Annotated in this window: 28 protein-coding genes; 15 read left to right on the forward strand and 13 right to left on the reverse strand. The window is 39.5% G+C overall.

Annotation, left to right across the window (positions count from 1 at the left end; genetic code table 11):
- Positions 1-7: 7 nt before the first annotated feature.
- The 5 genes from H5088_RS06650 to H5088_RS06670 all read right to left on the reverse strand — a co-directional run bounded on the left by H5088_RS06650 (position 8) and on the right by H5088_RS06670 (position 5,810).
- Complete coding sequence (locus H5088_RS06650; RefSeq protein WP_182752498.1) at positions 8-778, reverse strand: SDR family oxidoreductase; 771 nt, start codon at positions 776-778, stop codon at positions 8-10.
- Positions 775-1,464, reverse strand: a complete 690-nt coding sequence (locus H5088_RS06655; RefSeq protein ID WP_182725014.1) for a TenA family transcriptional regulator — start codon at positions 1,462-1,464, stop codon at positions 775-777. Before H5088_RS06655 ends, H5088_RS06650 begins: the two co-directional genes overlap by 4 nt.
- On the reverse strand, positions 1,457-2,926 hold the full coding sequence (locus tag H5088_RS06660; protein WP_182752499.1) for an AMP-binding protein: 1,470 nt from the start codon (positions 2,924-2,926) through the stop codon (positions 1,457-1,459). The genes H5088_RS06655 and H5088_RS06660 overlap by 8 nt, the downstream gene beginning before the upstream one ends.
- Positions 2,923-3,576, reverse strand: coding sequence for a thermostable hemolysin (locus tag H5088_RS06665; protein ID WP_182752500.1), 654 nt, complete (start codon positions 3,574-3,576; stop codon positions 2,923-2,925). Before H5088_RS06665 ends, H5088_RS06660 begins: the two co-directional genes overlap by 4 nt.
- Positions 3,577-3,728: 152 nt before the next feature.
- Complete coding sequence (locus H5088_RS06670) at positions 3,729-5,810, reverse strand: TonB-dependent siderophore receptor (RefSeq protein ID WP_182752501.1); 2,082 nt, start codon at positions 5,808-5,810, stop codon at positions 3,729-3,731.
- Positions 5,811-5,978: 168 nt separating this feature from the next.
- Between H5088_RS06670 and H5088_RS06675 the strand changes: the two genes are divergently transcribed.
- The 5 genes from H5088_RS06675 to H5088_RS06695 all read left to right on the forward strand — a co-directional run bounded on the left by H5088_RS06675 (position 5,979) and on the right by H5088_RS06695 (position 10,213).
- A complete protein-coding gene (locus H5088_RS06675; protein WP_182711952.1) occupies positions 5,979-6,602 on the forward strand; it encodes a fused MFS/spermidine synthase in 624 nt (207 codons plus the stop codon).
- Complete coding sequence (locus H5088_RS06680) at positions 6,595-7,479, forward strand: spermidine synthase (protein ID WP_165723800.1); 885 nt, start codon at positions 6,595-6,597, stop codon at positions 7,477-7,479. The genes H5088_RS06675 and H5088_RS06680 overlap by 8 nt, the downstream gene beginning before the upstream one ends.
- A gap of 133 nt (positions 7,480-7,612) precedes the next feature.
- Positions 7,613-8,080 carry a MarR family transcriptional regulator gene (locus H5088_RS06685; RefSeq protein ID WP_182752502.1) on the forward strand — a complete coding sequence of 156 codons (468 nt, stop codon included), beginning with the start codon at positions 7,613-7,615 and terminating at the stop codon, positions 8,078-8,080.
- 8 nt (positions 8,081-8,088) lie between these two features.
- Entirely contained in the window at positions 8,089-9,153 is a 1,065-nt protein-coding gene (locus tag H5088_RS06690) for an HlyD family secretion protein (RefSeq protein WP_024595850.1), read from the forward strand.
- Between the two features lie 10 nt (positions 9,154-9,163).
- The gene (locus tag H5088_RS06695) at positions 9,164-10,213 is read left to right on the forward strand and encodes a DUF2955 domain-containing protein (RefSeq protein WP_024595851.1); all 1,050 of its coding nucleotides are present in this window, start codon (positions 9,164-9,166) and stop codon (positions 10,211-10,213) included.
- A gap of 113 nt (positions 10,214-10,326) precedes the next feature.
- On the opposite strand, the gene H5088_RS06700 is transcribed toward H5088_RS06695, so the two are convergent.
- Positions 10,327-11,484, reverse strand: coding sequence for a benzoate/H(+) symporter BenE family transporter (locus H5088_RS06700; protein WP_002959155.1), 1,158 nt, complete (start codon positions 11,482-11,484; stop codon positions 10,327-10,329).
- 378 nt (positions 11,485-11,862) lie between these two features.
- Between H5088_RS06700 and H5088_RS06705 the strand changes: the two genes are divergently transcribed.
- Positions 11,863-12,567 carry a hypothetical protein gene (locus H5088_RS06705; protein WP_182695288.1) on the forward strand — a complete coding sequence of 235 codons (705 nt, stop codon included), beginning with the start codon at positions 11,863-11,865 and terminating at the stop codon, positions 12,565-12,567.
- Positions 12,568-12,687: 120 nt separating this feature from the next.
- Positions 12,688-13,431, forward strand: a complete 744-nt coding sequence (locus tag H5088_RS06710) for a zinc-dependent metalloprotease family protein (protein WP_002959157.1) — start codon at positions 12,688-12,690, stop codon at positions 13,429-13,431.
- Positions 13,432-13,520: 89 nt separating this feature from the next.
- On the opposite strand, the gene H5088_RS06715 is transcribed toward H5088_RS06710, so the two are convergent.
- A complete protein-coding gene (locus H5088_RS06715; RefSeq protein ID WP_182752503.1) occupies positions 13,521-14,741 on the reverse strand; it encodes an alkaline phosphatase family protein in 1,221 nt (406 codons plus the stop codon).
- A gap of 162 nt (positions 14,742-14,903) precedes the next feature.
- On the opposite strand from H5088_RS06715, the gene dgt reads away from it, so the two are divergent.
- Entirely contained in the window at positions 14,904-16,370 is a 1,467-nt protein-coding gene (dgt, locus tag H5088_RS06720; protein WP_182752504.1) for a dGTPase, read from the forward strand.
- Between the two features lie 72 nt (positions 16,371-16,442).
- Entirely contained in the window at positions 16,443-18,041 is a 1,599-nt protein-coding gene (locus tag H5088_RS06725; RefSeq protein WP_182752505.1) for a cell surface protein, read from the forward strand.
- A 316-nt stretch (positions 18,042-18,357) separates the two neighbouring features.
- Here H5088_RS06725 and H5088_RS06730 read toward each other — a convergent pair whose 3' ends face one another.
- The 3 genes from H5088_RS06730 to H5088_RS06740 all read right to left on the reverse strand — a co-directional run bounded on the left by H5088_RS06730 (position 18,358) and on the right by H5088_RS06740 (position 20,411).
- Positions 18,358-19,236 carry a bile acid:sodium symporter family protein gene (locus H5088_RS06730; RefSeq protein ID WP_182752506.1) on the reverse strand — a complete coding sequence of 293 codons (879 nt, stop codon included), beginning with the start codon at positions 19,234-19,236 and terminating at the stop codon, positions 18,358-18,360.
- An 86-nt stretch (positions 19,237-19,322) separates the two neighbouring features.
- Positions 19,323-19,904: a uracil-DNA glycosylase family protein gene (locus tag H5088_RS06735; RefSeq protein WP_182752507.1), complete on the reverse strand. Its 582-nt coding sequence runs from the start codon at positions 19,902-19,904 to the stop codon at positions 19,323-19,325.
- A gap of 150 nt (positions 19,905-20,054) precedes the next feature.
- Entirely contained in the window at positions 20,055-20,411 is a 357-nt protein-coding gene (locus H5088_RS06740; protein WP_024595859.1) for a VOC family protein, read from the reverse strand.
- A gap of 227 nt (positions 20,412-20,638) precedes the next feature.
- On the opposite strand from H5088_RS06740, the gene H5088_RS06745 reads away from it, so the two are divergent.
- The 3 genes from H5088_RS06745 to H5088_RS06755 are packed head-to-tail and all read left to right on the forward strand — an operon-like array spanning position 20,639 to position 22,910.
- Positions 20,639-20,980, forward strand: a complete 342-nt coding sequence (locus H5088_RS06745; protein ID WP_002959167.1) for a hypothetical protein — start codon at positions 20,639-20,641, stop codon at positions 20,978-20,980.
- Positions 20,977-22,578 (forward strand): PepSY domain-containing protein, encoded by a 1,602-nt coding sequence (locus H5088_RS06750; protein ID WP_182752508.1) that lies wholly within the window; start codon positions 20,977-20,979, stop codon positions 22,576-22,578. The genes H5088_RS06745 and H5088_RS06750 overlap by 4 nt, the downstream gene beginning before the upstream one ends.
- Positions 22,575-22,910 carry a DUF3325 domain-containing protein gene (locus H5088_RS06755; protein WP_182695294.1) on the forward strand — a complete coding sequence of 112 codons (336 nt, stop codon included), beginning with the start codon at positions 22,575-22,577 and terminating at the stop codon, positions 22,908-22,910. The genes H5088_RS06750 and H5088_RS06755 overlap by 4 nt, the downstream gene beginning before the upstream one ends.
- Before the next feature lie 209 nt (positions 22,911-23,119).
- Here H5088_RS06755 and H5088_RS06760 read toward each other — a convergent pair whose 3' ends face one another.
- Positions 23,120-23,641, reverse strand: a complete 522-nt coding sequence (locus tag H5088_RS06760) for a lipocalin family protein (protein WP_182752509.1) — start codon at positions 23,639-23,641, stop codon at positions 23,120-23,122.
- A 130-nt stretch (positions 23,642-23,771) separates the two neighbouring features.
- Here H5088_RS06760 and H5088_RS06765 point away from each other — a divergent pair, with 130 nt between their 5' ends.
- From H5088_RS06765 to H5088_RS06775, 3 genes are read left to right on the forward strand one after another with little or no spacing between them, the layout of a single operon-like run.
- Positions 23,772-24,227 carry a YaiI/YqxD family protein gene (locus H5088_RS06765; RefSeq protein ID WP_002959175.1) on the forward strand — a complete coding sequence of 152 codons (456 nt, stop codon included), beginning with the start codon at positions 23,772-23,774 and terminating at the stop codon, positions 24,225-24,227.
- A gap of 1 nt (position 24,228) precedes the next feature.
- Entirely contained in the window at positions 24,229-24,792 is a 564-nt protein-coding gene (locus tag H5088_RS06770; protein ID WP_182752510.1) for a DUF6942 family protein, read from the forward strand.
- Between the two features lie 19 nt (positions 24,793-24,811).
- Positions 24,812-25,204: an ACT domain-containing protein gene (locus tag H5088_RS06775; protein ID WP_182752511.1), complete on the forward strand. Its 393-nt coding sequence runs from the start codon at positions 24,812-24,814 to the stop codon at positions 25,202-25,204.
- Positions 25,205-25,300: 96 nt separating this feature from the next.
- Here H5088_RS06775 and H5088_RS06780 read toward each other — a convergent pair whose 3' ends face one another.
- Positions 25,301-25,765, reverse strand: coding sequence for a hypothetical protein (locus H5088_RS06780; RefSeq protein WP_182692390.1), 465 nt, complete (start codon positions 25,763-25,765; stop codon positions 25,301-25,303).
- Between the two features lie 167 nt (positions 25,766-25,932).
- The gene (locus H5088_RS06785; RefSeq protein ID WP_182752512.1) at positions 25,933-26,592 is read right to left on the reverse strand and encodes a class I SAM-dependent methyltransferase; all 660 of its coding nucleotides are present in this window, start codon (positions 26,590-26,592) and stop codon (positions 25,933-25,935) included.
- Positions 26,593-26,600: the final 8 nt, after the last annotated feature.

The raw sequence follows: 26,600 nt of genomic DNA on the forward strand, positions 1-26,600 counted from the left end.
GTGTTTGTTAACTTAAAAAACGTTTAATTTTAGGAAGTTGCTTTGCAATAGCGTTATCAACAACGCTTGGGAATACGCCATTCATGCGTGCAAATAATTTTTCAGGAAAACCAATAAAGCGCCTTGTTTGGTTTGAACTTATAAGAGCTAATAACTCTTGAGCAACTAATTCTGGCGAGTCCATTTTATTGCCGAGCTCTTTATTCATTGCCCGCGCTTTACTGCTATTAATGGATGTATCTGTTGCTCTTGGTGCTAAATAGGTCACTTTAACGCCTGAACCATTCAACTCACGTGATAACGCTTCTGTAAAGCCACGTAAACCAAATTTACTGGCGCAATAAAGCGTTTGAAACGGGTAGCCAATACTGCCAAACGATGATCCCACGTTAACAATAGTGCCTTTGGTATACGCTAACTGCCCTAAAAATAGCTGGCATAATTTAATAGGCACCGACAAATTAGTAACGAGTATATTATCTATTTGCTCATTACTTGTGTGCTCAAGGCTTTGCATCGTATTTATACCTGCGTTATTAATAAGTAATTTAACGCCGCCGAGTTGCTTGGCTTTTATTGCTAGGTTAATACGTGCTGTATCGTCGGTTAAATCGCCCGTAAATATTTCACTGTCTGGGCATGCACGGCCCAGTTTTTCAAGGGCTTGGGTATTTCGCCCTACAAGCAGTAACTTCCACCCTTTTGCATATAGGGCTTTAGCAATCGCTTGCCCTATTCCGCCTGTTGCACCAGTGAGCACACACAAAGAACTACTCATGCCAATTTGCCTTGTGCACGTGCTTTAAAAAATGGTTCGTCATCGAGTCCACGAAATATATCGCCGTATAAACGATAAAAGCACTTTGCACCATGAAGTATGGCTTGCTGATCCGCCTCGTCTGTTATTTGGTTCATTAGGTTTTCAAAAAACTTTACATGCTCTATATCAAGCGCGCCGTGAGAGGTTAAATAACTAAATGCTTTTTTAGGTAAGCCCACAGCATTTGCAATGTTTGAAGCCGCGCCATCAGCAAGCGCTATAGAAGTGCCTTCAAGCACATGCACCATGCCAAAAAAGCTCAACGGATTTTTACGTGCAATGGAGTCGTACGCATACGACACCATCATTTCGGTAGCAAATTGCGGCTGACTACTCCGTACTGTTTCTTTGTTAAAACCACAGGCTGCAATGTCATTAAGTACCCACTCTTGATGACCAATCTCTTCTTCAATATATTCTGCTACGGCTTCGCGCAGCCATTCTTGATCGTCGGTTAATCGCGCACCAACCGACATCATTAATGGCACGGTGTGCTTAACATGGTGATACGCTTGTGCTAAAAACGAGGCGTATTCTTCAAGTGATGCTTCGCCTTTAAAAACACGCTGGATAATCGGCGCTGCAAGCAGGTAGTTTTGCTCTTGTTTAGTTTGCTCTTTAAGGGTGTTAAAAAAATCACTCATTAATTACTTCTCCAAGTCGGTAAAATTGCTCAAACACAGCATGGTACTGCTTACTTATGGCATCTCGTTTTGGGCGATTATTTGTTGTTAATAATCCTTGTTGCACACTTAATGGGGCAGCTAAACGATGCCACTTTTGAATTCGAGCATAGTCGGGTAGTTGTTTATTAATCTCGCTAATGTACTGCGCTAACACTGGGTTACTTAGCTTTGTATCGGCGTAAATAATGGCACTGAGAAAAGGTCGCCCCTCACCAAACACAACGGCTTGTAAAATACCGCTTTGACTGAGTAATAGTGATTCAGGCCACTCGGCACTGATGTTACGACCCATGCTGGTAATAATTAGGTTTTTTAATCGGCCTTTAATAAATAAAGTATTTTGACGCTGCTCGACTAGATCGCCGGTTGCATACCACTGGTTTTTGTTGTGAGGTTGATGGTTTAAGTAACCTAAAAACAAATCGCCTTTTATAAAAAGCTGACCATTTTCAATTTTGGTTTGAATATGAGGTAACGCAGAGCCGGCACTGTGGATGTTATCGTTTGTGGGTGTATTTAAACTAACTACAGATGCCGCCTCAGACAGCCCATAGCCTTGGTATACCGGTAAATTTAAGCTACGCGCTTTGGTTAATAGCATTTCGCTGACAAGCGCACCACCTACTGCAATAAACTGTAACGAACTAGGCGGTTGCCACCCATCTTCTGCAAAAGTAACTAAGCATGCTAATAGTTCAGGCACTAAAATAAGCGTATTTGGCTTAACTTTATCTATAGCAGCTATAAGCTGTGCGGGCTGTTTTAATGCAGTACCAACAAAGCCTAATTCATTTAACGGCATTAAATGCACTGTACCGCCACTTTTTAAAGGGGCATACACACCGGCTATATTTTCAAGCAATACAGCAAGTGGCAATAAACACAAATGAACAGGCTTTTTAATGTTAATTTTATCGCACAGAGATTGCGCTACCTGCATTTGACTCTTTGCAGATAAACACACGCCCTTTGGTTGCCCAGTCGATCCTGATGTAAATGTTACTTTTTGAGTTTCTGGGAAATAACTGACGGGTTTAGCTACAACGATTTCGTAAATATATAATGTGTAACACTCAAATAAAGTAATTGATGCAGCCGGCTCCCCAAATAAAGGGTTTAGTGTGTCGCTCATAAATACATTAGCGCCACATTGAGCTAGTACATATTGAGTTTGTTGTTCACTAAAAAAGTGAGCAATTGGCACAGCCACTTTATTAGAAACTGCAGCAGCGGCATCAATAACAAGCCAAGCTGGCGTATTATCGAGCTTATAAGCAACACATTTGCCGTTAAAGCTATATAGTATTTTTACTACTTTTTGTATTTGCTGGTTAAACTCATCACCGTTAATTTCATGTGTTTGCTCTTTATTATGGGCAATAATTAATGGCGGTACTGAATGTGTATTATAGTAATTCATACGTTCACCAATGCATTTACCAAAGAATTGATATTTGAGTGGTTTTGCTGCGTCAAACTATAAAGCATTGGGGTATTTAATACTTGTTGGTGAGCTTGCTCTAAACTCACAACGCATACGGTAGGCTGATTAGCGTAGTAACTTCCCCAACTTAGCGGATGCTCAACAACAAAACTGTTTGCCACAGCAATTTCAGTGCAGTTAACGCCTAATAAACGCAGCAGTGCACGCACTTTTTTAGTGGCGCAAAATACTAAATGTTTTGCTCCTACACTTTGCAGGGCTTCATTAACAACAATAAAATGCCCAAGCGTTGCTTTGCGATGTGTAGAGCATAGATTGCCAAGCTCAAATACTTTATTACGCTGAGTGTTCTCAGGTAAAAAATGCTCAATGGGCTGTGCTAAGTATTGCTCTATAAATAGAGGAGCTGTTGCTTGCCTTAAACCCAATGTGCATTGCCCTTCGTTTGTCGTGTATTGGCAAAGTAATGGCATAAAAGAGGTAAGCGTGGCGTTGTAAGCGACTAAAAACCCTTCTTTAACTGTGTTTTCTAACGCACTTCTATGCTCATCATTAATGCGAGCACTAACAAAGCGTGAGTTATTTTGAATATAAACGGGTGATGAAGGTAGGTGTGCTAATTGCATAAACATCGCTCATATAAAGTGTATGTTTGTAACTTAGCGAGCGAAACTTAAAGAAAACTTAAGAAACCTTAATTTAAATAAAAAAGCGCCTTAAATATTAAATTAAGACGCTTCAGGATGAAAACTGTTTAAAAGCTTAATAAGCTAAGCTATTAAAAATTATAAGCTATCGACATTTTAAATTGCGTAGGCGCCCCCGGATAAACCCACAAAGCGTTGTAACTACTTTGAGCATAGTCTTCATTAAAAATGTTATTAATACTCACATTTAATTCTGTTTTATTTGTTAGATTTAATTGACCAAACAGGCCTACCAATTGGTAACTTGGTAGTCTAAAGCTCAAATCTGCGGCATCACCTAGGCGGCTGTTGGTATATTGGTAACTTGCACCAAATTCAAGCTCTTTACCCATTAATGCTGTTTGATGGCTAAGTGTAAGGTTTAGATTGTTTTTTGGTACATTTACCAGTGGGCTGCCTTTTTCTATTGGCACGCCCCAATCGGCATTAATAATGTCGTTTGCTGTGGTGGCATCTATATAGGCGTACGATAAGTTAAATGCTGTTGCATCGGTAATATAGGTATTTAAATCAAGCTCAAACCCTTTGCTATCAGCTTTACCAATGGGAGCCGAAAAACCAACGTTTACTGGATCTGCCACTAACATATTACTTTTAGAAGCATCAAAAAGTGCCACAGTACCGTTTACACCTAGGTATTCAAACTTAGCACCAACTTCAAACGAGTCGCTGTACTCAAAGCCAAACGGGTCGCCGTTTGCATCAGTACCGCTCAGTGGTAAAAAGCCTTCAGAGTAACTGCTGTAAAAGGTTATAGTATTATTTAGTTCATACACTACGCCAACGCGTGGGCTTATTTGGCTTTCAGAGCTGGTCGAAAACACGCCGCTGTTTGTTTCTAAAATATCTTGGTCTACGCTATCAAATCTAAGGCCAAGTAAAAGTTTAAACTTATCAGTGATATCCATTTGATCTTGAATGTAAATACCGTAAGCGTTTTGCTCTTCATCATTTTCATAAAGTAGCGAAACAGCAGGACGTTCACCAGAATAATCAGGCTCAAAAATATCAATAGTATAAGTGCCATTACCGCCACGATAACGAGAAAGCGCCGTGCGCAAATCGTATTTATATGCATCAATACCTATTAATAAATGATGCGAAATGCCGGCTGTATCTAAACTTCCACTAACTTCAAACTTTACACTTAAATCTTCTACTTCGTAGTCGCGATAGCGCTGCTGGCGGGTAAGTGTGCGGCCATCGTCAAATAACGATTGGCGTGACGGTGCAAGTTCTGCATCTGACGAAAAACCCGTTAAGCTAGAGTCTCGATAATTTGCACCTACAACGAGTGACCATTCCTCGTTAATATCGTGATTTAACGTAATTTGGTGGCCTCGAGAGTAAACCTGCGTGTCTCCATCGTTTGGGTTACCTAAATAGCGCGAGCTTGGTAGGGTGTCAAAATCGTTATCGAGTACAACAATACCACGGTCGAATAGCTGAGCTAAATCTACGTATTCAAACTCATAAGTTACACTGGTCGATGCGTTTATTTGATGATATATAGACGGCGTAATCACCTTTTTATTGGTGTATACCTCATCGCGGTAGCTGTCACTATCTTGCCATGCGCCATTTATTCTAAACGCGGTGGTATCGTTAATGCCGCTGGTGTAATCGCCTTCAACGCGATTAAAACTGTCGCTGCCTAAGCTTAGTTTTAGCTCACCTTGTGAATCAAACTGTGGCTTTTTAGTTACAATATTTACAGTCCCGCCTGGCTCTGATCGCCCATAAAGTGCTGAACCTGGGCCTTTTAGTACTTCAATGTAATCAATGTTAGATACATCACGCGGGCCGCTAAAACCACGCCCACCGCTAAAGCCATTAACTAAATAGCCCGATGGCATGTTTTCGTTACCCGAAAGGCCACGAATAGAAAAGCTATCCCACAATGCACCGCTATTGTTTTTACGTGAAATACTAGCTGAAAAATCAAGCGCATCTTGTAGTTGAGTAATTCCTTTTTTATTAAGCTCAGCACTATTAATACTAACTATAGATTGTGGCATTTGCTTTTGAGGAATATCACCGCGATAAGCTTGTTTATAAGTGACAGATATTTTTTCGATTTCTTCTTTTTGATCTTGGGCAATACTGGGCGCACTAATTCCTAGGCAGGCTAAATAAATTAAAGAGTACTTCATGTGATTGATTAACTAAGCAAGTGTTATAGTATAACAAAATTGTAGCATGTGTTACTTTATAACAAAACTTCTTTTTAAAAAATCACTGAGCGATTAATTAATGCACTAGCGACTGCCGTGTCATCACGTTAGTATAGTGTTCTACTTAAGTTACATAACGATAATTACATGAGCATAAAAACAAACGCGTTAATTTACTTTTTAGCTTTTTGCAGCGGTTTTTGCATTATGGGGATTGAACTTTTAGGAGGGAGAATTCTCGCCCCTTTTTTTGGTAGTAGCGTACATATTTGGGGCAGTATAATTACAGTATTTATGCTTAGTTTATCTTTTGGGTATTTACTTGGCGGTAAACTCAGCACTAAAAATGCATCACTTACCAAATATGGTTTAATATTTTTAATAGCCAGCATTATGGTGGTGCCTATTACATTATTTTCGCAGCCAATAATGGAATTTATATTTACCCATATTGAAGATAGCCGCTACGGCTCACTCTTAGCGTCAAGTGCTTTATTTTTTATACCTACCGTTATTTTAGGCATGATCTCGCCCTACTCTGTGCGCTTACTAGTAACCGATAGAGATAAAAGCGGCCAAGTGGCTGGGCGTTTATACTTTGTAAGTACGCTTGGTAGTGCACTGGGTACTATAATTACCTCGTTTTACTTTGTACTCGCGTTTGACGTAAATACTATTATTAGCGCCTTTGCTCTAACGCTTGGGTCACTGGGTTTAGTCGCGATTGTAATTAATACCTTGGCTAATAATAAGGAGCTTGCTCATGCTTAAATATCTACTACTGCCGTTAATTGCATTTTCGGGTTTTGCGTGCAGTAAAGTTATCCACGAAGAGCGCTCGCTTTATCGCAATATTATTGTTGAAGAAACGAGCGACTTACGTTGCCTTAAATTTAATACTAAAAGTAGCCAAACAAGCCAAAGCTGTATGTATAAAAACAATCCCGACAAACTTGTTTTTAATTACACTAAACTTACTTTTGCGAGCCTTTTAGTAGCCGATAATCCTAAAAATGTACTTATTATAGGATTAGGAGGCGGTACGCTTTCTAACGTTATTCATGAGCTATACCCCACTGCAAAAATTCATAATGTTGAAATAGATCCCGCAGTAACTAAAGTTGCACGCGATTACTTTAACTTTATAGAAAACGATTTAGTGACATCAAGCGTGCAAGATGGCCGTATTTTTATAAAACGTGCCGCAATTAAAAAACAAAAGTACGATTGGATTATTTTGGATGCATTTAACGGCGACTATATTCCGGAGCATTTGCTTACTAAAGAGTTTTTTGAAGAAGTACAAAGCGTATTAGCCGAAGGCGGTGTTATAGCTGCAAATACGTTTTCAAGTAGTAAACTTTATCAGCATGAGTCGGCAACTTACCACGCTGTATTTGGCGACTTTATAAATGTAAGTCGCGAAAATCGTAGTAATCGTATTATTTTAGCGGGACTTAAATCAATGCCGAGCGAAGCGCAAATTAACACGCGTGTAAATGCTCTCGCCCCTAAATTAGTAAAATACGGTATAGACATAAAAGCGATTAGCCAATTTATGCAATTTACTAAAAACGACCAAGATTGGCCCGCAAATACAAAAGTACTTACCGATCAATACTCCCCTGCTAATTTACTTAACTTTTAAACTCCTGCTAAACCTCACCATTTCTACAAGTGAGGTTTAGCAAATATTTTACCATTTCCCACTCTTTCATATATTTACTTAGCAAGCTAAGTAATGATAAAATAGTTAGCTTGCTAACTATGTTGGGATGGCTATGCCTACACACAAACCTTTTCACGAAACACTCGATTTAACTGTTATCGGTAATATGGGCCGAGTTCATCGCTTATGCCGCGAAGCGGTAACCATTGCAGTTGAGCCTTTAGGGCTTACTCAATCGCGCTGGACTGCACTAATGCATATTAGTATGCGTGGTGAGGGACTAACACAACTTGAGCTTGCTAATAGCTTAGGGATAGAAATGCCTTCATTGACTCGTACGCTTAAGCAATTAGAGAAGCAATCGTTAATTTTTCGCCGTGTAGACAAACATGATAAGCGCAGTAAAAGACTCTATTTTACTGAGCAAAGTGATGCCATTTTACATTCATTGCAAGAGACTATTTCCGATATAAAAAATCAGTTATACAGCGGTTTATCTGTTGAGCAACTAGATGCGATTGCATTTGGTTTGATCAAAATAGAGCAAAACGCCCTTAAATGTATTCAAGTTAATAAGTAAGGCTAAAAATGACACCGGATCAAAAGTTTGCACGCTATGTAAGGTTTTCTCTCATAGGGTTTATCTTAGTATTTATTTACTATTTAGTGGCCGATATGGTTTTGCCTGTGACACCACAAGCACGTGTTTATCACCCTGTTGTGCAAATATCACCGCAAATTAGTGGCCGAGTCACTAGTGTGCAAGTTAGTAATAACCAATCAGTTAAAGCAGGCGATATATTATTTAGTATCGATGAAGGCCCATATAATTTAGCTAAAGAACAAGCTCAACTCGCCCTTGATGATGCCAAATTACAAAATAAACGCCTTGATACCAATGTTAAAGCGCTTGAGGCACAAATAAGTGCTGCAAACGCTAAACAGCATGAGCAAAAACTATTAAAAAGCAGAGGCGAAAAGCTCTATAAGCAAAAGTCTATATCGGAGCAAGAACTTGAAAGCATTCGTGCTAATTTTGAAGCGAGTAAAGCAAATGTTGCAGCCCTTGAAGCGCAGTTAGCTGAAGCGGTTTTAGCTAGAGGTGACTCAGGGAACAAAAACTTAGCCATGCGCCACGCTGCTAACCAGTTAGCGCAAGCTGAGCTAAATTTATCCTACACAAAAGTGCGCGCATTAAGTGACGGCGTAGTTGCTAACTTACAATTATTAGACGGCGCATACGCAGTTGCAGGCAGCCCATTATTAGCTATTGTTGCTAAAAAGGCAGATTTAGTTGCCGACTTTAGAGAAAAGTCACTCTCAAATATGAAGCAAGGCACCCAAGCGCGCGTAGTATTTGATAGCCGTCCAGGTGAAGTTTACGACGCAATACTTGAAACATTTGAAGCAGGCGTTAGCAGTGGTCAACTTAGTGCTAATGGTTTACTAAGTACAACAGAAACCAGTAATCGTTGGGTGCGTGATGCACAGCGTCAACGCATTCACTTAAAGCTCATTAATCATCAAGACTTAATAGCAAACATGCCTAGTGGCTCACGTGCAACAGTACAATTATTACCAGAATCAACAATTGGGCAATGGTTTGGCTCTGCACAAATCAGGTTTATTAGCTGGTTACACTACATTTATTAATGGAGGCTTTATGACTCAAATTGTTAGCCAAGGCCCACAATTAGACTCCAACGGCCTTCGCCAAGCACTGCGCATTGCAGGTGGCTGTACCCTTGGCTTTACTATTAGTGAATTAATGAACTGGCCCAATGGTATATTTTTTACCGTTTATCCTATGTTGATATTGGGCATGGTACCTACGTTAAGTCGTGGGCTTATAAATCAATTTATAGCATCTGCTGCATTTAGCGCACTTATAGTGCTGATAATGCAGGGATTATTTTCTCACTTACCAGTCGTTATGACATTGTTAGTGTTTGGTGTTTTCTGCTTTTTATTTCATAAAATGAGTAGCGGTAGTGCCTTTTTATTTGGCGCTTTAGGCGTGATCAGTCTTTCTATTCAGCTGCATTTTTCCAGCTATGTTGATCAAGGAAGCAGTATTTATCCATTAATTTTAACTAATGGTTTGGCTATATTTTTAACCGTTATTATTGGAGCATTAATGCATGGCCTATTTCCTGATGTAACCGCAAGGCCCGGGCGAGTAATGCCAGCTAAAGCAAAAGAAAGTATTCGCCATGAGGTATTGTTATGCTCAACCGTGGCTACGCTCTCTTTTGTTGTTTTTCAGGTTCTTGATTTACAAGACTCAATATCTGCGCAGGCAGCTTCTGTGCTTATTTTATTTTCGTTGTGCTGGAAAGCCGCAGGTATGGCCGGTTGGCAGCGAGCAATTGGAACGCTTATAGGCTGTAATGCAGCGTTACTATCGCAACTATTTTTGTATAGTCACTCTGATTTTTTACTTTTTCCGATGGCTATTTTATGGATACTTTCGTTTGTTTTTGCGCGCTTTCATATTTTAGGCGGAGGCATACCTGGCATTGGTTTTGGTGTATTGACTACATTTGGTATTTTGTTTGGAAATTCACTCGGGCCAGGCCAAGATCTTGTTTATAGTGCAATGTACCGGTTTAGTTCGGTATCTGTGGCTATAATCTTAAGCTTATGTGTTGTGTATGTTATGCACCATATACTTAATCGGTTTAGCGTAACTCGCCATCATACTTATGATTAGGTAAACCCTGTTTGTAAAACTAAAGGCTGCAATTGCAGCCTTTTTAATAAGCTTGGTTAAACTATTTTAATCATCTATATGAGCAGTATTTTCGCTTTACATATTCACAGTTTTTAGTCTTTCCTGGTGATAATAAGCGTTAGCACACCCGCTATAATCCCCCAAAAAGCAGACCCCACTGAAAGTAATGTTAAGTTAGATGCAGTTACTAAAAAAGTGACTATTGCGGCCTCAGTATATTCAGTACTACTAAGGGCTTGCTGCAAACTATTAGCAATGGTGCCAAATAGCGCAATGCCCGCCAAAGCTAAAATAAGTGCCTGGGGTAAACTTGCTACCAAGCCAACTAATGTAGCTGCGCACAACGCCATTAAAATATAAAATACGCCAGCCGCTATACTCGCCCAATAACGTTTATCATGATTTTTATCCGCCTCATCACTCATACATATAGCTGCGGTAATCGCGGCTAAATTAATAGAGTAGGCTCCAAAAGGAGCGCTAAGCATATTTACAAAGCCAGTAACATTAAGAGATGCAGATATAGGCGCTTTATATTTATGTGCTTTTAAAACCGCAATACCCGGTAAATTTTGCGAAGTCATGGTAACTATATAAAGTGGTAAACCTATACTAATACATGCTTGCAAGTGGAAAGCGGGTTCAATATAAGCAAATTCGCTCATTTTCCAGTGCAGCGCGCTGGTATCAATATGGCCCATTTGCCAAGCGAGTAATACACCTATAATAAGCACGCTTAACATAGCAAAGCGGGCAAAAAAGCGTTTACCAATAAAGTACATAACGACCATTAAACCAATTACTAAAGGCATGTCGTTCATAAAATTAAACACATCGATACCAAAGGTAACAAGCACGCCGGCCAACATGGCGCATGCAAGCTCACTTGGAATACGGTTCATTATTTTTTCAAACCAGCCCGTAACCCCCGACAAAAACACGAGCAATGCACTGAGCATAAACGCGCCAATAGCCTCATTTAAGTTATACCCTTGGGCACTTGAAATAAGTAATGCAGCTCCCGTGGTAGACCACGCAATTAAAACAGGTACTTTGTAATAGTACGATAAACCAATTGACGTTGTGCCCATCACTAAACCGAGCATTAAAATCCAACTAGCTACTAAATCGGGCGTACCACCAAGGGTTATCACTACCTGATAAATTAATGCAATAGAACTCGAAAAACCAATAATTACAGCCACAAGTCCTGCTGTAATTCGGTTAAGCAACTGATCAGACACCTTCATAAATTCCTCGTAATGCATTTATGCAGCTCACAACATACGTGCCCAATAATTACATTGCAATTAGCGATTGGTTTACAAAAGGTGAAATAAATTCACTTTTTATTTTTCATTGTAATTAACGTCAAAAAGTCACTTTTAACCATTGTATTTAACTAAACAAACAAGTACCTACAACTGCGCCAAAGCCCGCGTAAACACTACTAAAAACCAATACTAAAAAGAGCAAAAAACACACCAAAAATAAATATCCTTATATTTTATAAGGAATTATAAAATTAAGAAATAATTCTTTTCGGTTACATTTATTATCTTGATCTAATCCATTTAATAATATAAAACGTAACAAATAGTTAACCAAAAACACTAAAAGAGAAACAAATGAAGAGATCTGTCGTCTTACTAATTGCTATACCATTATCGGCATTTGCAGTTTATGGGCTATTTTTTAATGCAGATGAAACGGGCGAACCTATCGCGCCTGTTGCTATTGATTTTGTTCCTATTGATTTACAAAAAACGCGCAATACGCATCCCCCTGCACCTATTGATATGAGTAAAGATCCAATTACTGTTAAACCCATTGCTGCCCCTGACAACAACTTACCGTTTGAAGAATTTGATGCCGTAAATCGCCTATCAGACAAAGCAAAGCAAGTGCTTATAAATGCAAAAGTTTTACCGACTGACTTACATAACGAGGCCTATATTGAGTTTGATTTAAATTCTTTACAGGCGTTAGAAACTGGCGAAAACTTTGATTTAGCTATTCCGCAAACAGCCGAAACATTCACCGCAGAAGTGACTAATGTGGTTGAGTCTGAAAATGGCGATAAGAGCATATTTGGTAAAATAGTGGGTGTTGACGGTCGCATGCATAATACCGTTTTAACGGTAGGTAAAGATGCCGTATATGGCCAATTTACTGCACCTTCTGGCAACTATGTATTCGAAAGTAAAGGTAAGTACGGATGGATTGCAGCAAAACGCGATTTATATAAAAGCCACATAGAGCATGAAGTAACCGCACCAAAACCCAAATCAGATAAAAGCATCGATATATTTGCACCAAAAATTGATGGCTAACCAAAAAATATAAAAAGCAATTAAAGCCGCACTATAAGGCAGCTTTAGTGTGTCTGCTTTTTATGATCTCAACCAAGTTAAAAACAGTTCCAACCACAACAAGAGTAAGGAAATACAATAATGAAAAAAGTAATCACAACAACAGCACTGGCTGCGGCATTATGTGCAGCAAGTGTTGCACAAGCAGAAACAATCGATATCGGTATTTTATATACCGACCAATCAGCTGCCGCAACTAGTAATATTGACACTAAAATAAATCAACTAATTGCTTTTAGTAATCAGGTATATAGCCAAAATGGCGTTGATATAACACTACGCTTAGCTGGCAAACAAAACTTAGGTGACTACGCAGTAACGCCGTCTGAGGATTGGTTAGATTCGGTTACAAATAGCAGCTACGTAGATGGTTTACGCAGCGATTGGAAAGCCGACATGATTGCCGTATTAGGTACTGGCCAAAGTGCTGGCAATGGGCTTATTTCATGTGGTTTAGCGTGGGTTGGCCAAGGCACTAATGGCAATCTATATAGCTCAATGAGCAGCCGTATGTACTCAATCACTGCAATTGATTGTGGTGCAACTACATTTGTACACGAACTTGGTCATAACCAAGGTTTAGCGCATTCACGCAAACAAGGTGACACATCTGGCGGTGTATATGTAGATGGCATGGGTCATGGCGTACAAAATGAGTTTGCAAGTATTATGGCTTACCCGCACGTTTACGGTAGTGCAACTCAGTACGATTACTTCTCTAACCCTAACTGGAGTGTAAACGGTATTGCATTTGGTATTACAAACCAAGCGTATGCAATTCGCACGGTTACTGCTACAAAAACAAGTATTGCTAACTTTAAATAAGTAGCGCATTAAAAAGTGGCTAAATAGCCCACTTTAAAGTTTTAACATGTTCTTCCCTGCAGAGCGCTTACGCGCTCTTATAAATTAAGCTAATGCACAACCACTTTTTGCTTAATTGCTGGCATTAATGTTTTACCATTGCCATCTACTTTATTTAACAATTTAAGCCCCATCACTTTTGCAAGTACTGGGTAAATATCAAGGTTACTCACTTCATTAAGGCTTACACCTTGTTTAAATGCAGGGCCTACAGCAAGAAATGATGCTGCCATATCCTCGGTATATGCATAACCGTGAGTCCCTAAATAGGTTGGTTTTTTACCATTGGTAAATACCGCTGGCGCTGTAGTTTGCACCACAATATCGCCTACACGAGTGCCTTTATTGTAATGGTACGCTGCTAACTGCTCGTCAGTTAATACTGTATAACGACCGTTTGCTGCTTTTTGTAAACGAGCTTTATAGCCGGCTATATCAGCATTTATTGCATCGGGTTGAGTGTATATGAGTAAACGTGGACCGGTGTTTTTAACTAAAAAGTTTTCATCTTGAGGCAGTGTGGTTACATCAATGCTTTTATCTGGATCTATACTCGCCATACCATGATCCGAGACAATAACTAAGTTTACCTCTTGCTCTAATTTACTTAAGCGAGTTTGTAATTGCCCCATTAATTCATCAAGCTGTTTAACTGCATCACGCGTTTGTGGTGCGTCTGGCCCAAATTCATGGCCCATGCTATCAACTAGCGAAAAGTAACTCGCAATAAAACGTGGGCGCTGTGCTTTTGGTAAACTTAACCACTGAATAATTTGATCAACACGGCTCTGGTAATCGCTGTATTTAGAATAGTGATAAAAGTAATCTGGTGTCATGCCGTTAAATAGTGCATCTGACTCAGGCCAAAAATAAGTAGCCGATTTAAGCCCCTGCATTTTTGCTAAATTCCAAAGCGGAATCCCCTTCACCCAAGTGCTATCGCCCAATGCTTTGCCCATGCTGTAACAGTCGTTTTTACGCGCTTTATCACAAAAGCTATTATCAACAATGCCATGGTTGACTGGCAGTAAGCCCGTAATAATAGAAATATGGTTAGGAAACGTTTTAGTCGGATAAACAGGTATTAGTTTTTGTGCGCGAACACCGCGCTCGGCCATTGCTTTTAAATTTGGTGCGCCGTGTTTTTCAATATAATCCCAACGCAGGCCATCAATTGATACAAGCACCACAGTTTGCTCTTTTGCAGCAAATGCGCTGTTCATTCCTAACATTAGGCAAATTGATACTGCCTTTAAAATCCACTGTTTCATTATAAACACCTATAAATGCACAACAATTACTCAAAAAATTATTTTAAAGCAAGTTGTTACTTTATGATACAAACTGATAGATTAAACCCTGTATATTAAAGACAAATGACTATGTGCTAAAAACTATGCCAGTCATCAATTGTAAAAAGGATAAGTATAAAGATGACCATAGATTTTAGTAAAAAAATAACGCCAGCACGAATGTATCGCACAACCTCTAACTTACAAATGGCGCTAGAAAGCGACCGTGGCCGTATTATTAACAGTGCCGCTATTCGCAGGCTTCAGCAAAAAACCCAAGTGTTTCCGCTTGAGCGTAACGCAGCTGTTCGTTCGCGCTTAACTCACTCGCTTGAGGTACAACAGGTTGGTCGTTTTATAGTGCAACGTATTTTTGCAAATTTAAGCTACCAACAACAAAAAGATTACGGTTTAACCGACCTAGAACGCCCCCTAGAAAGCTTAGTAGAAATGGCCTGCCTAATGCACGATATAGGCAACCCACCGTTTGGACATTTTGGCGAAGCTGCAATAAACCACTGGTTTAATAACAACCTAGCAAGCGTAACACCCGAGCGCTGCAAAGAGCCCAATACCGGTATAGGTGTTGTTTTTAAACACCTTGCGCTTGATATTTGTAACTTTGAAGGCAACGCTCAAGGCATACGTATAATTCATTCGTTGCAAACGCTTAATTTAACTTACAGCCAAAGTGCTGGTATTTTAAAATACACTCGCCCTGCAGGGCTTGATATAAAAGATATACCGCAAAATAAAAACTACTTAATGAAAAAAGTAGGTTACTACTACAGCGAAAAAAACTTTGTTGAAGCACTACAAAAAGAGCTCACTATTGAGCCATATTGCCGCCATCCAGCAAGTTATATAATGGAAGCCGCCGACGACATTTCGTATTGCCTAGCCGATATAGAGGATGCTGTTGAAAAAGGGATCATAAGCACCGAATTCTTATGTACACAGCTTAAAAGTCATTATAAAAAAGCACTTATAAACCTAACAATAGACGATACAGAGCACCAAACTTTTGTAGATAAAGCAGTTGACTACGCACATGAGCGCGCCAAAGCACAACCGTATAACTTTAACAGCGAATTTTTTATATACCTGCGCGTAGCACTTTTACATCCGCTAGTTGGACATGCTGCAAAACGCTTTATTGAGAACATAGAACCTATTTATCATGGCGATTTTAACCAAGCACTTTTAGAAGATAGAAGTCATCTACACGCTGTAACCAAAATGCTAAAGCAAGTGGCACTTGAGCATGTTTTTTCAAATAAAGAAGTCGAAAAATTAGAGCTGCAAGGTTATAGAATAATTAATGGCTTACTCGATTGCTACAAACCGCTACTTCAGTTGAACAGCGATGACTTTAGGCGCGCTCTAAATGGTGATTCGCGTTTATTAATTGAGTCGCGACTTGTTAAAAAGCTCTCTAAAAAGCACTTAAATAGTTACCAACACGCAATAGATGCAATGCAAGAAGAGCCCGATCACTTTGCGGCGTATGAATTTTATTATCGCTGTAGATTAATTCAAGATTATATAAGCGGTATGACCGACCAATTTGCTTACGATGAATATCGCAGCCTTATGGTTATTGATTAGTCGTATTACTCTGGATAATTTTTAATTTTGCGCTTAAAATCAAACTATTAATATTTAAGCGCGCATAACTTCATGATATCAAAACTAATTAGATTTACCCTTTGCTTTGCCTTATTTTATAGTGCGCAAAGTGCTGCATACAACGAAGCTATGTGCATTTTAATTAAACAAGAAATGCAGCAAAATAGTAATAATAAAGCGAGTCAAAAATACCGTAAAGCTGCGCGTGATTACAAAAATAACTGTAATAAGCCAAAAGAAATTCAAGCACAACCTAAGCCCCAAATAATAGAGCCTGAGCCGACTATTATTACTCAGCCACAACCTAAAACTGTTGAACCTGCCCCTGTAATACAACCCACTGAAGAAGCTGTTAAAGAAAGCATCAACGAGCAAACCCTTAATTTAACTAATGATCAAAAACAACAAATTAACGATCAGCTAAATACCAACAGTAACGAAATAGTAATTGATGCAGAGCCAACAAAAGCAGTACCCGAGCAAGTAGTTACAGAGCAAAAAAACGAAGCCGCAATAGAGCAAGTAAAACCTGCGACGCCAGAGCAAAACGTTCAACCTACGCCTGAAAAGTCTGTACCTGTAAAACCAGCACCGGTGTTAACTAAACCAGCGCCAGTTATTGCGCCGCAACCTATAGCACAAAGCCCAAGCTCTTTACTTTTACCCACTTTAATACTTGTTATAGTGGTACTTATTGGCGCTATGATAGTCGTGCGCCTGCGCCGTGCAAAACAAAGTAAAGCGATGGCAGAACCTACTATGGCGGCTCCACCTGAAGTTGAATCAGAAAAAATTGCTACGCCAGTGAAACCTGAAACTAAAACAACAAAAGAGCCAGAGATTGAGCCTGTTGTCATCAACGAAGTAACACAAAATAATAAACCAGTTAAGAGCAGCGTAGAGGAAAATGAAGAGCCTTTAGAGCCTACGAACACTACACAAAATGCTGATATTGAACATACACCACCGCAAATTTCAGATGAGCAAAACAACGTAGTTACACAAGTGCAAACAAGTACCGCTACGTTTAACGAAGTAAAGCAAAAACCTGAGCCTAATACAGCCGAGTTTGAAGCAGCAGCAAAAACAACTTTAGAGCGTATTAAAAATGCCAGCAGCTTTAATGAGCCAGAAGTACGCGACTTTGATCCAGATGCAAAGCCTGTAAAAAAACAACGTAAGCACCATACAGCGCAAGTAACGGAGCCTGCGCCAATAGAAGCCGAACACAACACTGTAGAGCCGGTTATTAGTACTCCTGAGCCAGTAACAGCGAGTGAGCCGGTTGTAGATTTACACGCACCAGAGCAAATAGCTGACGCTCAATCGACTACATATACAACAGAGCAAGACTTTAAAGAACCAGAGGTACGTACATTTAACCCAGATGCACCATTACCTGATGAAAAGCCGATGCCTAAAAAACAAAGCGCAACACCTGAGCAAACACAAACAACACCGCAAGTTGATGAGCCAGTAAGTGAGCCTAAAAAAGCAGACAGTCACAATCCATTTGCTAACTTGTCTTTAGACTCAAGCTGGGATCCTGACTCAACTGAAAAGCCCAAAATAGAAGAGAAAAAACGCGCGCCTAAATCCCAAGCATTAATAGATGCAGAAGAACGCGCTAAAAACATGCAAACCAAATAGTAAGTTTTAAAGCAGCGCCTCATATTTGAGGCGCTGTTTTAGTAACTAAATAATTAACTGCTTTTTTACCGTATTACTTACACTCTTATCCCCCAAAAATGCGCCTTAGTAATTAGAAGCTTCGCTCCTTGCGCAAGTAAGCTCAGCGCCTAGTGCAATATTCAAGCTTGAGAGTGTTTTATAAGCTTACAACTTATTGACGCGATGGGTGCAGTGCATACATTTAACTGGTGGTATTTTTAGGCTGGAGTATACGGCTATGTTATCCGCAGCCATAAATTAAAGTAACTTGGTCAACATGTCCTAATTAAAAGTCCTAGTTAACAGCCCAAGCGGTACGTTTATTTTTAAGCTTTAACCCGCCAATTAATAGCAGTGGCCCTATAAACATGGCAAGGCCATACACGCCACCGGTAACTGCGTATTCTGGTTTATTTAAAAAGCTAATAGCGATTAAAATAGCTAACGATGCATTTTGAATTCCAACCTCAATTGAAAGCGTCAGCGAATCAGTTAAATTTAATTTTGAACACTTAGCAATTAACCAACCAACAACCATTGAACCAATATTAAGCGCTATGCACGCCCAAAATACGTTGTTAAATGAGCTAACTAATAAATCGCGCTCTTTTATTACTAGTGCGGCAATCATCATAAGCATAAAAAACAACGAGAAGCGTCTAAAAAACGGCTCTGCTTTAATAGCAAAATCACTTTTAAAGTGACGCAACCAAATGCCTATAGCAACTGGCACTAAGGTAATAAAAAATAGCCCTAATGAAGTAGTTAAAATAGAAAAAGTAGCATCGTCTGCTGGGGCAAACTGACTCATAGCAAAGCCAATAATAAACGGTGTGGTTATTATACTAATTGCGGTAGAGGCAGCTGTTAAACTTACCGAAAGCGCTAAATTAGCTTTAGCAAGCTGGCTTACTACATTTGACATAGTACCACCTGGGCAGGCAGCTAATATCATTAAACCAATAGCGATAGGCGTTGGTAGGTTTAGTAAATAACACAGCCCTAATGCTAATAAAGGCATTGCTACAAGTTGGCCTATTAAACCCATAACAATGGCAAGCGGGCGTTTAAATAGACGAGTAAAATCGGTTGTTGTGAGCCCAAGACCCATACCAAACATAATAAGTGCAAGAGCGAGCGGAAGTATTACTTCGGTTAATATAGATGCATTCAAATTAGACAGCCTCGTTTGTTATTGTTTTTAATTAGAGTGTTAATTTTTAAGTTAACTGTAACGCCCCTTTACAATAACTAGAAGTATTACTTATTTAAAATAGCAGCAACGTGCTTATCTAGTTCCGGAAGTACATTTTGTTCAAACCATGGGTTCTTTTTAAGCCATATATTATTACGCGGACTCGGATGTGGAAGCACTAAATAATTTGGCCAATACTCACGCCACGATTTTACTAACTCCGTAAGTGGCATTTTTTTAGTCTCTGGTAAATGATACGCCTGCGCGTATTTACCAAGCACTATTGTCAGCTCAATATTTGGTAGTGCAGCCAATAATTGCTCGCGCCATGCAGGCGCACATTCTTTTCTCGGTGGTAAATCACCCGACTTCCCCCTACCCGGGTAGCAAAAGCCCATAGGTAAAATGGCTATATTATTAGCGTCGTAAAATTCATCACGTGTTAGCCCAAGCCATTCTCGCAGGCGGTTTCCGCTTGCATCGTTAAACGGCACACCTGTTTCGTGAACTTTGATTCCAGGTGCTTGCCCTGCAATTAAAATACGTGCGTTTGGGTTAAATTGTATAACAGGACGAGCCCCTAAAGGTAAATGAGGTTCACAGATCACGCATTTACTAACTTGCTCTATTAATTGGTGACTATTCATGTTTATTTGGCCTTAAATGCTTAATATTTATCCTAAATGGCCATTTAGGATAAATGAGTTGGTAAAAAATCGGTTTATTTTAATTAAAACGAGCGTTAGTTAGTAAAATCGTGATCTTTAAGCTCATTCGCGCTACAAGCCTTGTAAAACCTAGCGTTGCTCGGCCCATACAGCAAATTCATTGCCGCTTGGCTCTGCAAAATGAAACCGGCAACCACCCGGAAATTCAAAAATAGGTTTTAATATTGTGCCACCATGGAGTTGTACTTTTCTATACGTGGCGTGAATGTCGTTACTATAAAAAACCAATAGCGCAGCACCGTTTTGAGTTAGCGATTTAAGCGGCGCATTAAAAAAGCCACCATCGAGCCCTTGGCCACTAAACGCCGTGTATTCTGGGCCGTAGTCAGTAAACTGCCAATTAAATACACGACTAAAAAAGGCCTTAGTTGCGGGTAAGTCGCATGCAGGAAACTCAACGTAATTTAGTTTTTCGTGATCGCTCATCGTTATTCACTCTTTATTTTTACTCAGTTTATTAACCTTAAGCTTTACATAGAGCCTGTGCAATATCATTAAACAATATCAGATCAGTATTTTACTAAGTAATTAAGTAAGCATAACTTACTTAAAAATTAAATATCACAAATGAGAATAACTATCTTTTGTATTTGTAACATATATAATAGCGCCTTTGTTTTATCCTCAGCTTTAAATAAAGGGATTAATTAACTATGCAGGCACCTTTGCACAGTGCGCCATTCGATAAGGTTAACGTGATTGCGCTTATAGTAAAAAGCGTAAGCAGTTATCGAGTTTTGGTATTTTTACGTTTTTTTATTGCCATAATTGGTGGCTATGCTTTTACCTCTGCAAGCACTGCGTTATTAAGTTTTGTATTGCCAATAGCTAAACAAGACGCTGTGCTGTTTAGTGTTTCAATCAGCATTTTAATTTATGCCGTTGTATTTATTTATGCTTTTAGCGTTAAATCATTAAAAACAGTGTGGATCAGTATTTTACTAAGTACAGGAGCGTTCATAGGATTGCTTGCATTACTGAAGGGTTGGGTATGAAAGACAGCTTTTTCAGATCGATGACTTGGTTGCACACTTGGGTAGGGTTACTCGTTTGTTGGTTATTATATTTAATATTTTTTGCAGGGACTCTTAGCTTTTTTAGAGACGAAATAACGTTGTGGAATCAACCAGCCATACATAATGTGCAAGCCCAAACACAGCGTATAGAAGCGCAAAAACAACAAATAATTACCGGATTTGATTACTTAGCTAGCCATGGAGCTCACTCATCAAGCTGGCGTATTACATTACCCGAGCCGCGTATTCCTTATTTAATTTATGGTTATGCAAAACCAAAAGAGCCAGGCCAGCGCCGCAGCCGGTTTGAAAACACACAGCTAAACCCTAATACCATGCAAGAGCTTGAGCCCTTTGTAGATACTAAAGGCGGTAACTTTTTTTATCGGCTGCACTATGATTTACATTACATGGATGCAATAACCGCACGCTGGATTGTTTGCTTTGCTAGCTTTTTTATGCTGATTGCCATTATATCGGGGGTGGTTATTCATAAGCGTATTTTTAAAGATATGTTTAGCTTTAGGCGTAACAAAGGTAGCCGTACATGGTTAGATGCCCATAACTTAAGCTCTGTGCTTGCCCTTCCTTTTCATTTAATGATTACTTACACGGGTATAATTACACTTATATTTATGTTGTTTCCCTACCCTGCGCAAACGTCTTATGATGACGGCATGCGTGGCTTTTTTAACGATGTAACACCTCGCAATACCATGACCGATAAAGCCCAAGGCGAATTGTCAATGGTGCCAATACAACGCATTTTAGATCAGGTTTATACTAAGTGGCCTCATGCAGATATTACTCGCGTACAAGTTAACCAACCAAATATGGCAGCTTCAACAATTACCGTATTGGTAAGCGCAGGTAAAACACTACGTGACCAAGCACCACGCTTAATATTTAGTGGTGCTACAGGGCAAATGGTCGCTAAAACTGATGACGAGCTAACTAGCAGCAAAGCGCTTTACGAATCGCTTAATTCTATGCATACAGGGCGTTTAGCTACGTGGTTGTTGCGCTGGTTATACGTATTAGGCGGTATTGCAGGCTGTGTAATGATTGGCTCTGGCTGTATTATGTGGGCTAAGCGAATTCGCGAGCGAACTAAAAATAACGTTAAACCTTCGTTTGGTTTAAAATTAGTTGAAGGGTTAAACCTAGCCACTATTATGGGACTTCCACTGGCAACGTGTGCATTTTTTATTGCTAACAGACTACTTAGCTCAACTACCGCAGAGCGCGCCGATAAAGAAATACTCGCGTTCTTTTTAACATGGCTAGCGGTTGCTCTTTTAGCACTTATAAAGCGCGACACACTGCAATGGCGAGTTATGGCAGCTATAAATGCTGTTGCATGTTTAAGCGTACCGGTTATTAATGCCCTTACAACTAACGGTAATCTAGTTAGCTATTTGATGCACAAACAGTGGGCTTTATTTACTTTTGATGCACTGTTTTTGTTATTTAGTATATTGTTTTTTATGCAAACCGAAAAATTACGTACTGCTAAAAACAACTCAAAAATAATCAGCCCTAGTCAATCTAATAACCTTAAAAGGCAAAAACCATGATTGATTTACTTGGGTTTAGCCTATGCCTGCTCAGTTTTAACTGTTTTGCGCTGGCTAAGTATAATCATTTTAAAGATGTATTTAAAAAACGCCCTACAGAATCCCAACGTAAAAAGCTGCTATTAGCTGCTTGGATCAGTATTTTACTAAGCTTGGTGCTTTGTATAGTTACTCAAGATGGATATGGTGCATTACTATTTTGCGGATTTATGAGCCTAAGTGTCTTAATTATAATGGTTTTTTATAATTTTTTAGTAGGCTACGTGAAGTGGTTTAGTGTTTTAAATAGCGTGTTAGTTGTACTAAGTGGGTTGTTTTTAGCATTAAACTAGCCTTAGTTAGTAAAAACGTGATCCGTTACTTTCCCATATATTAGGCAAAAAAAATGGCAAGCTATATAGCTTGCCAACAATAGGGGATATTCAGTGTTTCCAATACTTGCTGTCTCACGGCAAGTACACACAATATAACCATAATATATTTAAGTTACTTTACAGTTAAATTACTCTTTTATTACTACTGTAAAGGGGCTTTACATTGTTTATTGCTCAACCCAAATTATTTCATCGGTAGCAAAGCCCAACTCTTTAGCTTTAGTTAAAAAGTGTTCTTTAAGCTCTTTGCTAACCGTTGGTGTACGCGACAAAAACCACAAGTAATCTTTGTTGTAACTGGTTATAAATGCATATTGATAATCGGGTTGGTCAAGCTCAAAAATCACGTAAGCGCCATAAAATGGACCAAAAAACGAGACTTTAAAATGTCCTGTATCGGTGTCTTCAACAAACTTGGCTAAGCCTTCTGCGTCATCCCATTTTTTATCATCCGTTAAATACCCTTTGTTAAGGACCTTTACTGTGCCGTCGTCGTTAATTGAATAAGTCGCGGTAACTTGCTCCATACCATCTTCAAATGAGTGATTGAGCCGCGCTATTTCAAACCATTTGCCTTTATATTTTTGTATATCAAAGTTTTTAACGGGTGTTATTCCCTCAGGAGGGCTGGTGCAGGCACTAAGAAAAAATAACCCTGTAATAAGTAAACCGTATTTAATAGCCTTCATGTAAGCTCCTTTTTTAATTACATAAATCGTACGTATTATCTAAATATAGATGGATATAAAGTTTGCTAGCCGATTAAAAAAATTTGCTATAGGATCGTATTAATTCTAAAGCAATAAAAATGACCATAGCATGAAAATTTGGGTAGATGCAGACGCGTGTCCTGTTGTTATAAAAGAAATACTTTTTAGAGCTGCAGAGCGTATGAAAATCGAGACTATTTTAGTGGCTAATCACGCAATGCGTATTCCGCCGTCAAAATACATAAGCCGCGTTCAAGTATCGTCGGGGTTTGATGTAGCCGACGACGAAATAGTAAAACGTGTTGAAAAAGGCGATTTAGTTATTACGGGCGATATTCCGCTAGCAAGTGAAGTAATTGATAACGGCGGGCAAGCACTCAACCCACGTGGCGAGCTTTATACCACCGAGAATATCCGCTCAATACTTAACGTGCGCGACTTTATGGATACCATGCGCTCAAGCGGCGTAGAAATGAGTGGTGGGCCGCCGCCACTTAGCCAAACCGATCGCCAAAACTTTGCAAATAACCTCGACCGTATTTTAGCGCAAAACAAGGCTAACTAACTTGAACACCCAATTAGTTGGCTTAGGTGATACGCAATTTAGCGTTGCGGTATACGTAGCAAAAGCGCCGCCCATGCCGTTTTTTGAAACACTTGAATGCCTAGAACCGGTTATAAATGAGCAAATAAATACCATAAACCAGCACTGTGGTAATGGTTGGCGCAAAGTGTTTAACGTGTATGCAAAAGTGCTATTTGCCCTGCCAAGTGAGCATTACTCATTTGCTAAACAAGCCCCTACTTGGCAACAATATCGCGATGAGTTTTTACTGCAAAAAAATAGTAAAACTGCTCTGCTATTTAGCGCGCCTAACATTACTAGTACTTGCCCTGATAAAGCTTCTAGCAATAAAAACCAGCTACACATAATTGCCGGTCGTACGCACGCTAAAGACTTATTACAACTAGGTAAGTTACATGCGCAGCTCGATTGGCTCGACGACGAGTTTGCAATAGACACCAGTAACAACATTATTGTGTGCCCATATTTTGATTATAGACAGTTAAGTAATATAAAAATTGCGAGATTAAGCGAGCTAGTCGCGCAGCTAAAAGGCACTAAATAACACATTGTAAGGAACGACCATGGCCGGAATTTTAGAGTTAAACGAATTATTAAAATCAATGCAGCCTGTGCTTAAACAAGGTGAATACATATTTTGCTGTTTGGCAGGGAAATTGGCTGATTATGTTCACTTAGAGCCACTTGCCACTTACGTTGAAGAGGAAGGCCTAACCCTTATTTTAAAAGCTGAAACCGCCGATAAAGCAGGTATTACTTACGAGGGTAAATATAATTTAATTACCCTTAACGTACATTCAAGTATAGAGGCCGTTGGGTTAACAGCTGCGGTATCTGCAAAGCTAACTGAGCATGGCATTAGCGCTAATGTGGTAGCTGCGTTTTATCACGACCATATTTTTGTACAAACAGACAAAGCACAAGCCGCGATGAAAGCGCTTTGTGAGATTGGTTAGGATTGCTGGCACAACAACGATTTGAGTGATGTGGATATTAGATCGTCGGGTGGCGCTTCGCTTCACCGACCTACAACAATACAAAAGCTGATATTGCTATAGAGCAACATCAGCTTTTTTGTACACATTTGGACTATTTTCGCAGTATTGTTTATCTACTGGCTCAAGCTTAATTTTTTTACCGGCATTTACTACTACGCATTGAGTGTTTTGATCGAGTTTTTGTTTTTGAATTACGGTAAATTCACCTTCGCTGGCAGCGTATAGATTATACTGATATGCATCGTTGCCGCCTTCAAACAATGCGGTAAATAACCCTCCAACTAACCCGCCGATTATTGCCCCACCTATCATTTCTTCTGTATTGCCATCTAAGCTATCTACAAACCCAAAACCAGCTCCTGCGGCTATGCCTGTACCCACTTCTGATGAGAGTGTGACACGTTGCATAGATTCTACCGAGGCGTAATAGCGTTTAATTATTTGATTTTGATCGTTACGGTCAACACCTTGTGATGCGCAACCCGAGAGGAGTAAAACAGCAATTAACGATTTTTTCATGTTGATTCTCTATTTGCTTATGTTGATATAGAAATAGTAAATCTTAAAACATAAAAAATATGTATGTGCTTTGTATGCAGCTGTGAGAAGTTGTAAATGTATGTATAAAATAAAACACCGAGTAAGCTTACTCGGTGTTTATGTGGCTATATTACTTAAATTTAAAACTATTTTATTACATATCCGCTAAAACCTAGGGCTTTAAAATACAGCTTCGGAATGCCAAATTTGCACTCATTTAGCAATTCGCTAAAGCGCATTCTATCAAGCGGGTAAAACTCATTTTCTAAGTCGTGCCCTGTTTGTGTTTTACCTGTTTCGGTTAAACCCAATTGCGCGCACGTTGTGAGCTGGGCTTCGCGCTCAAATGAAGTTTCGGGGCGCATTAAATCTGCAATAAAAAGGTTTGCGTCTTTTTTAAGACTTCCTTTAATCGCTTTTAATAACTCTTTTTTATCGCCGTTATCTTCTAAAAAATGCATTACTAGTAAACATAAAACGGCATCGGCTTTAACCGATAACTTATCAACTGGGCCATTATGTACATCTACGCGACTTGTTATGCCTTGTTCATCAAATTGCTGCTGTGCGATAGCAAGCATATCGGCTGATGTATCTTGCGCAGTAAATTGCCATGTAGGGTTTAGTGCAGCCAGTGCAAGTACTTCTTTGCCTGTGCCTGCCCCTACTACCAAAATATGCGCATTGTCGCTTAGCGTTGCTTGTAGTTGCGCATTAGTGAGCTGATGTAATAATTCATAACCAGGCACTAAACGGGTTATGCGGCTATCGTATTGTGTTGCTTGCTCGCCTGTAAACGTTGGCATTGTATCTC

Source organism: Pseudoalteromonas sp. SR43-3 (assembly GCF_014163875.1).
Taxonomy (GTDB): Bacteria; Pseudomonadota; Gammaproteobacteria; order Enterobacterales; family Alteromonadaceae; genus Pseudoalteromonas; species Pseudoalteromonas distincta.

Excerpts from the sequence above, each read along its gene's own strand:
- H5088_RS06695 (WP_024595851.1), top strand. The coding sequence starts at position 9,164 with ATGACTCAAATTGTTAGCCAAGGCCCACAATTAGACTCCAACGGCCTT.
- H5088_RS06765 (WP_002959175.1), top strand. The coding sequence starts at position 23,772 with ATGAAAATTTGGGTAGATGCAGACGCGTGTCCTGTTGTTATAAAAGAA.
- H5088_RS06735 (WP_182752507.1), bottom strand. The coding sequence starts at position 19,904 with ATGAATAGTCACCAATTAATAGAGCAAGTTAGTAAATGCGTGATCTGT.
- H5088_RS06685 (WP_182752502.1), top strand. The coding sequence starts at position 7,613 with ATGCCTACACACAAACCTTTTCACGAAACACTCGATTTAACTGTTATC.
- H5088_RS06745 (WP_002959167.1), top strand. The coding sequence starts at position 20,639 with ATGCAGGCACCTTTGCACAGTGCGCCATTCGATAAGGTTAACGTGATT.
- H5088_RS06660 (WP_182752499.1), bottom strand. The coding sequence starts at position 2,926 with ATGAATTACTATAATACACATTCAGTACCGCCATTAATTATTGCCCAT.
- H5088_RS06715 (WP_182752503.1), bottom strand. The coding sequence starts at position 14,741 with ATGAAACAGTGGATTTTAAAGGCAGTATCAATTTGCCTAATGTTAGGA.
- H5088_RS06700 (WP_002959155.1), bottom strand. The coding sequence starts at position 11,484 with ATGAAGGTGTCTGATCAGTTGCTTAACCGAATTACAGCAGGACTTGTG.
- H5088_RS06760 (WP_182752509.1), bottom strand. The coding sequence starts at position 23,641 with ATGAAGGCTATTAAATACGGTTTACTTATTACAGGGTTATTTTTTCTT.
- H5088_RS06710 (WP_002959157.1), top strand. The coding sequence starts at position 12,688 with ATGAAAAAAGTAATCACAACAACAGCACTGGCTGCGGCATTATGTGCA.
- H5088_RS06780 (WP_182692390.1), bottom strand. The coding sequence starts at position 25,765 with ATGAAAAAATCGTTAATTGCTGTTTTACTCCTCTCGGGTTGCGCATCA.
- H5088_RS06665 (WP_182752500.1), bottom strand. The coding sequence starts at position 3,576 with ATGCAATTAGCACACCTACCTTCATCACCCGTTTATATTCAAAATAAC.
- H5088_RS06705 (WP_182695288.1), top strand. The coding sequence starts at position 11,863 with ATGAAGAGATCTGTCGTCTTACTAATTGCTATACCATTATCGGCATTT.
- H5088_RS06785 (WP_182752512.1), bottom strand. The coding sequence starts at position 26,592 with ATGCCAACGTTTACAGGCGAGCAAGCAACACAATACGATAGCCGCATA.
- H5088_RS06750 (WP_182752508.1), top strand. The coding sequence starts at position 20,977 with ATGAAAGACAGCTTTTTCAGATCGATGACTTGGTTGCACACTTGGGTA.
- H5088_RS06740 (WP_024595859.1), bottom strand. The coding sequence starts at position 20,411 with ATGAGCGATCACGAAAAACTAAATTACGTTGAGTTTCCTGCATGCGAC.
- H5088_RS06670 (WP_182752501.1), bottom strand. The coding sequence starts at position 5,810 with ATGAAGTACTCTTTAATTTATTTAGCCTGCCTAGGAATTAGTGCGCCC.
- H5088_RS06650 (WP_182752498.1), bottom strand. The coding sequence starts at position 778 with ATGAGTAGTTCTTTGTGTGTGCTCACTGGTGCAACAGGCGGAATAGGG.
- H5088_RS06655 (WP_182725014.1), bottom strand. The coding sequence starts at position 1,464 with ATGAGTGATTTTTTTAACACCCTTAAAGAGCAAACTAAACAAGAGCAA.
- H5088_RS06675 (WP_182711952.1), top strand. The coding sequence starts at position 5,979 with ATGAGCATAAAAACAAACGCGTTAATTTACTTTTTAGCTTTTTGCAGC.
- H5088_RS06755 (WP_182695294.1), top strand. The coding sequence starts at position 22,575 with ATGATTGATTTACTTGGGTTTAGCCTATGCCTGCTCAGTTTTAACTGT.
- H5088_RS06725 (WP_182752505.1), top strand. The coding sequence starts at position 16,443 with ATGATATCAAAACTAATTAGATTTACCCTTTGCTTTGCCTTATTTTAT.
- H5088_RS06775 (WP_182752511.1), top strand. The coding sequence starts at position 24,812 with ATGGCCGGAATTTTAGAGTTAAACGAATTATTAAAATCAATGCAGCCT.
- H5088_RS06680 (WP_165723800.1), top strand. The coding sequence starts at position 6,595 with ATGCTTAAATATCTACTACTGCCGTTAATTGCATTTTCGGGTTTTGCG.
- H5088_RS06690 (WP_024595850.1), top strand. The coding sequence starts at position 8,089 with ATGACACCGGATCAAAAGTTTGCACGCTATGTAAGGTTTTCTCTCATA.
- dgt (WP_182752504.1), top strand. The coding sequence starts at position 14,904 with ATGACCATAGATTTTAGTAAAAAAATAACGCCAGCACGAATGTATCGC.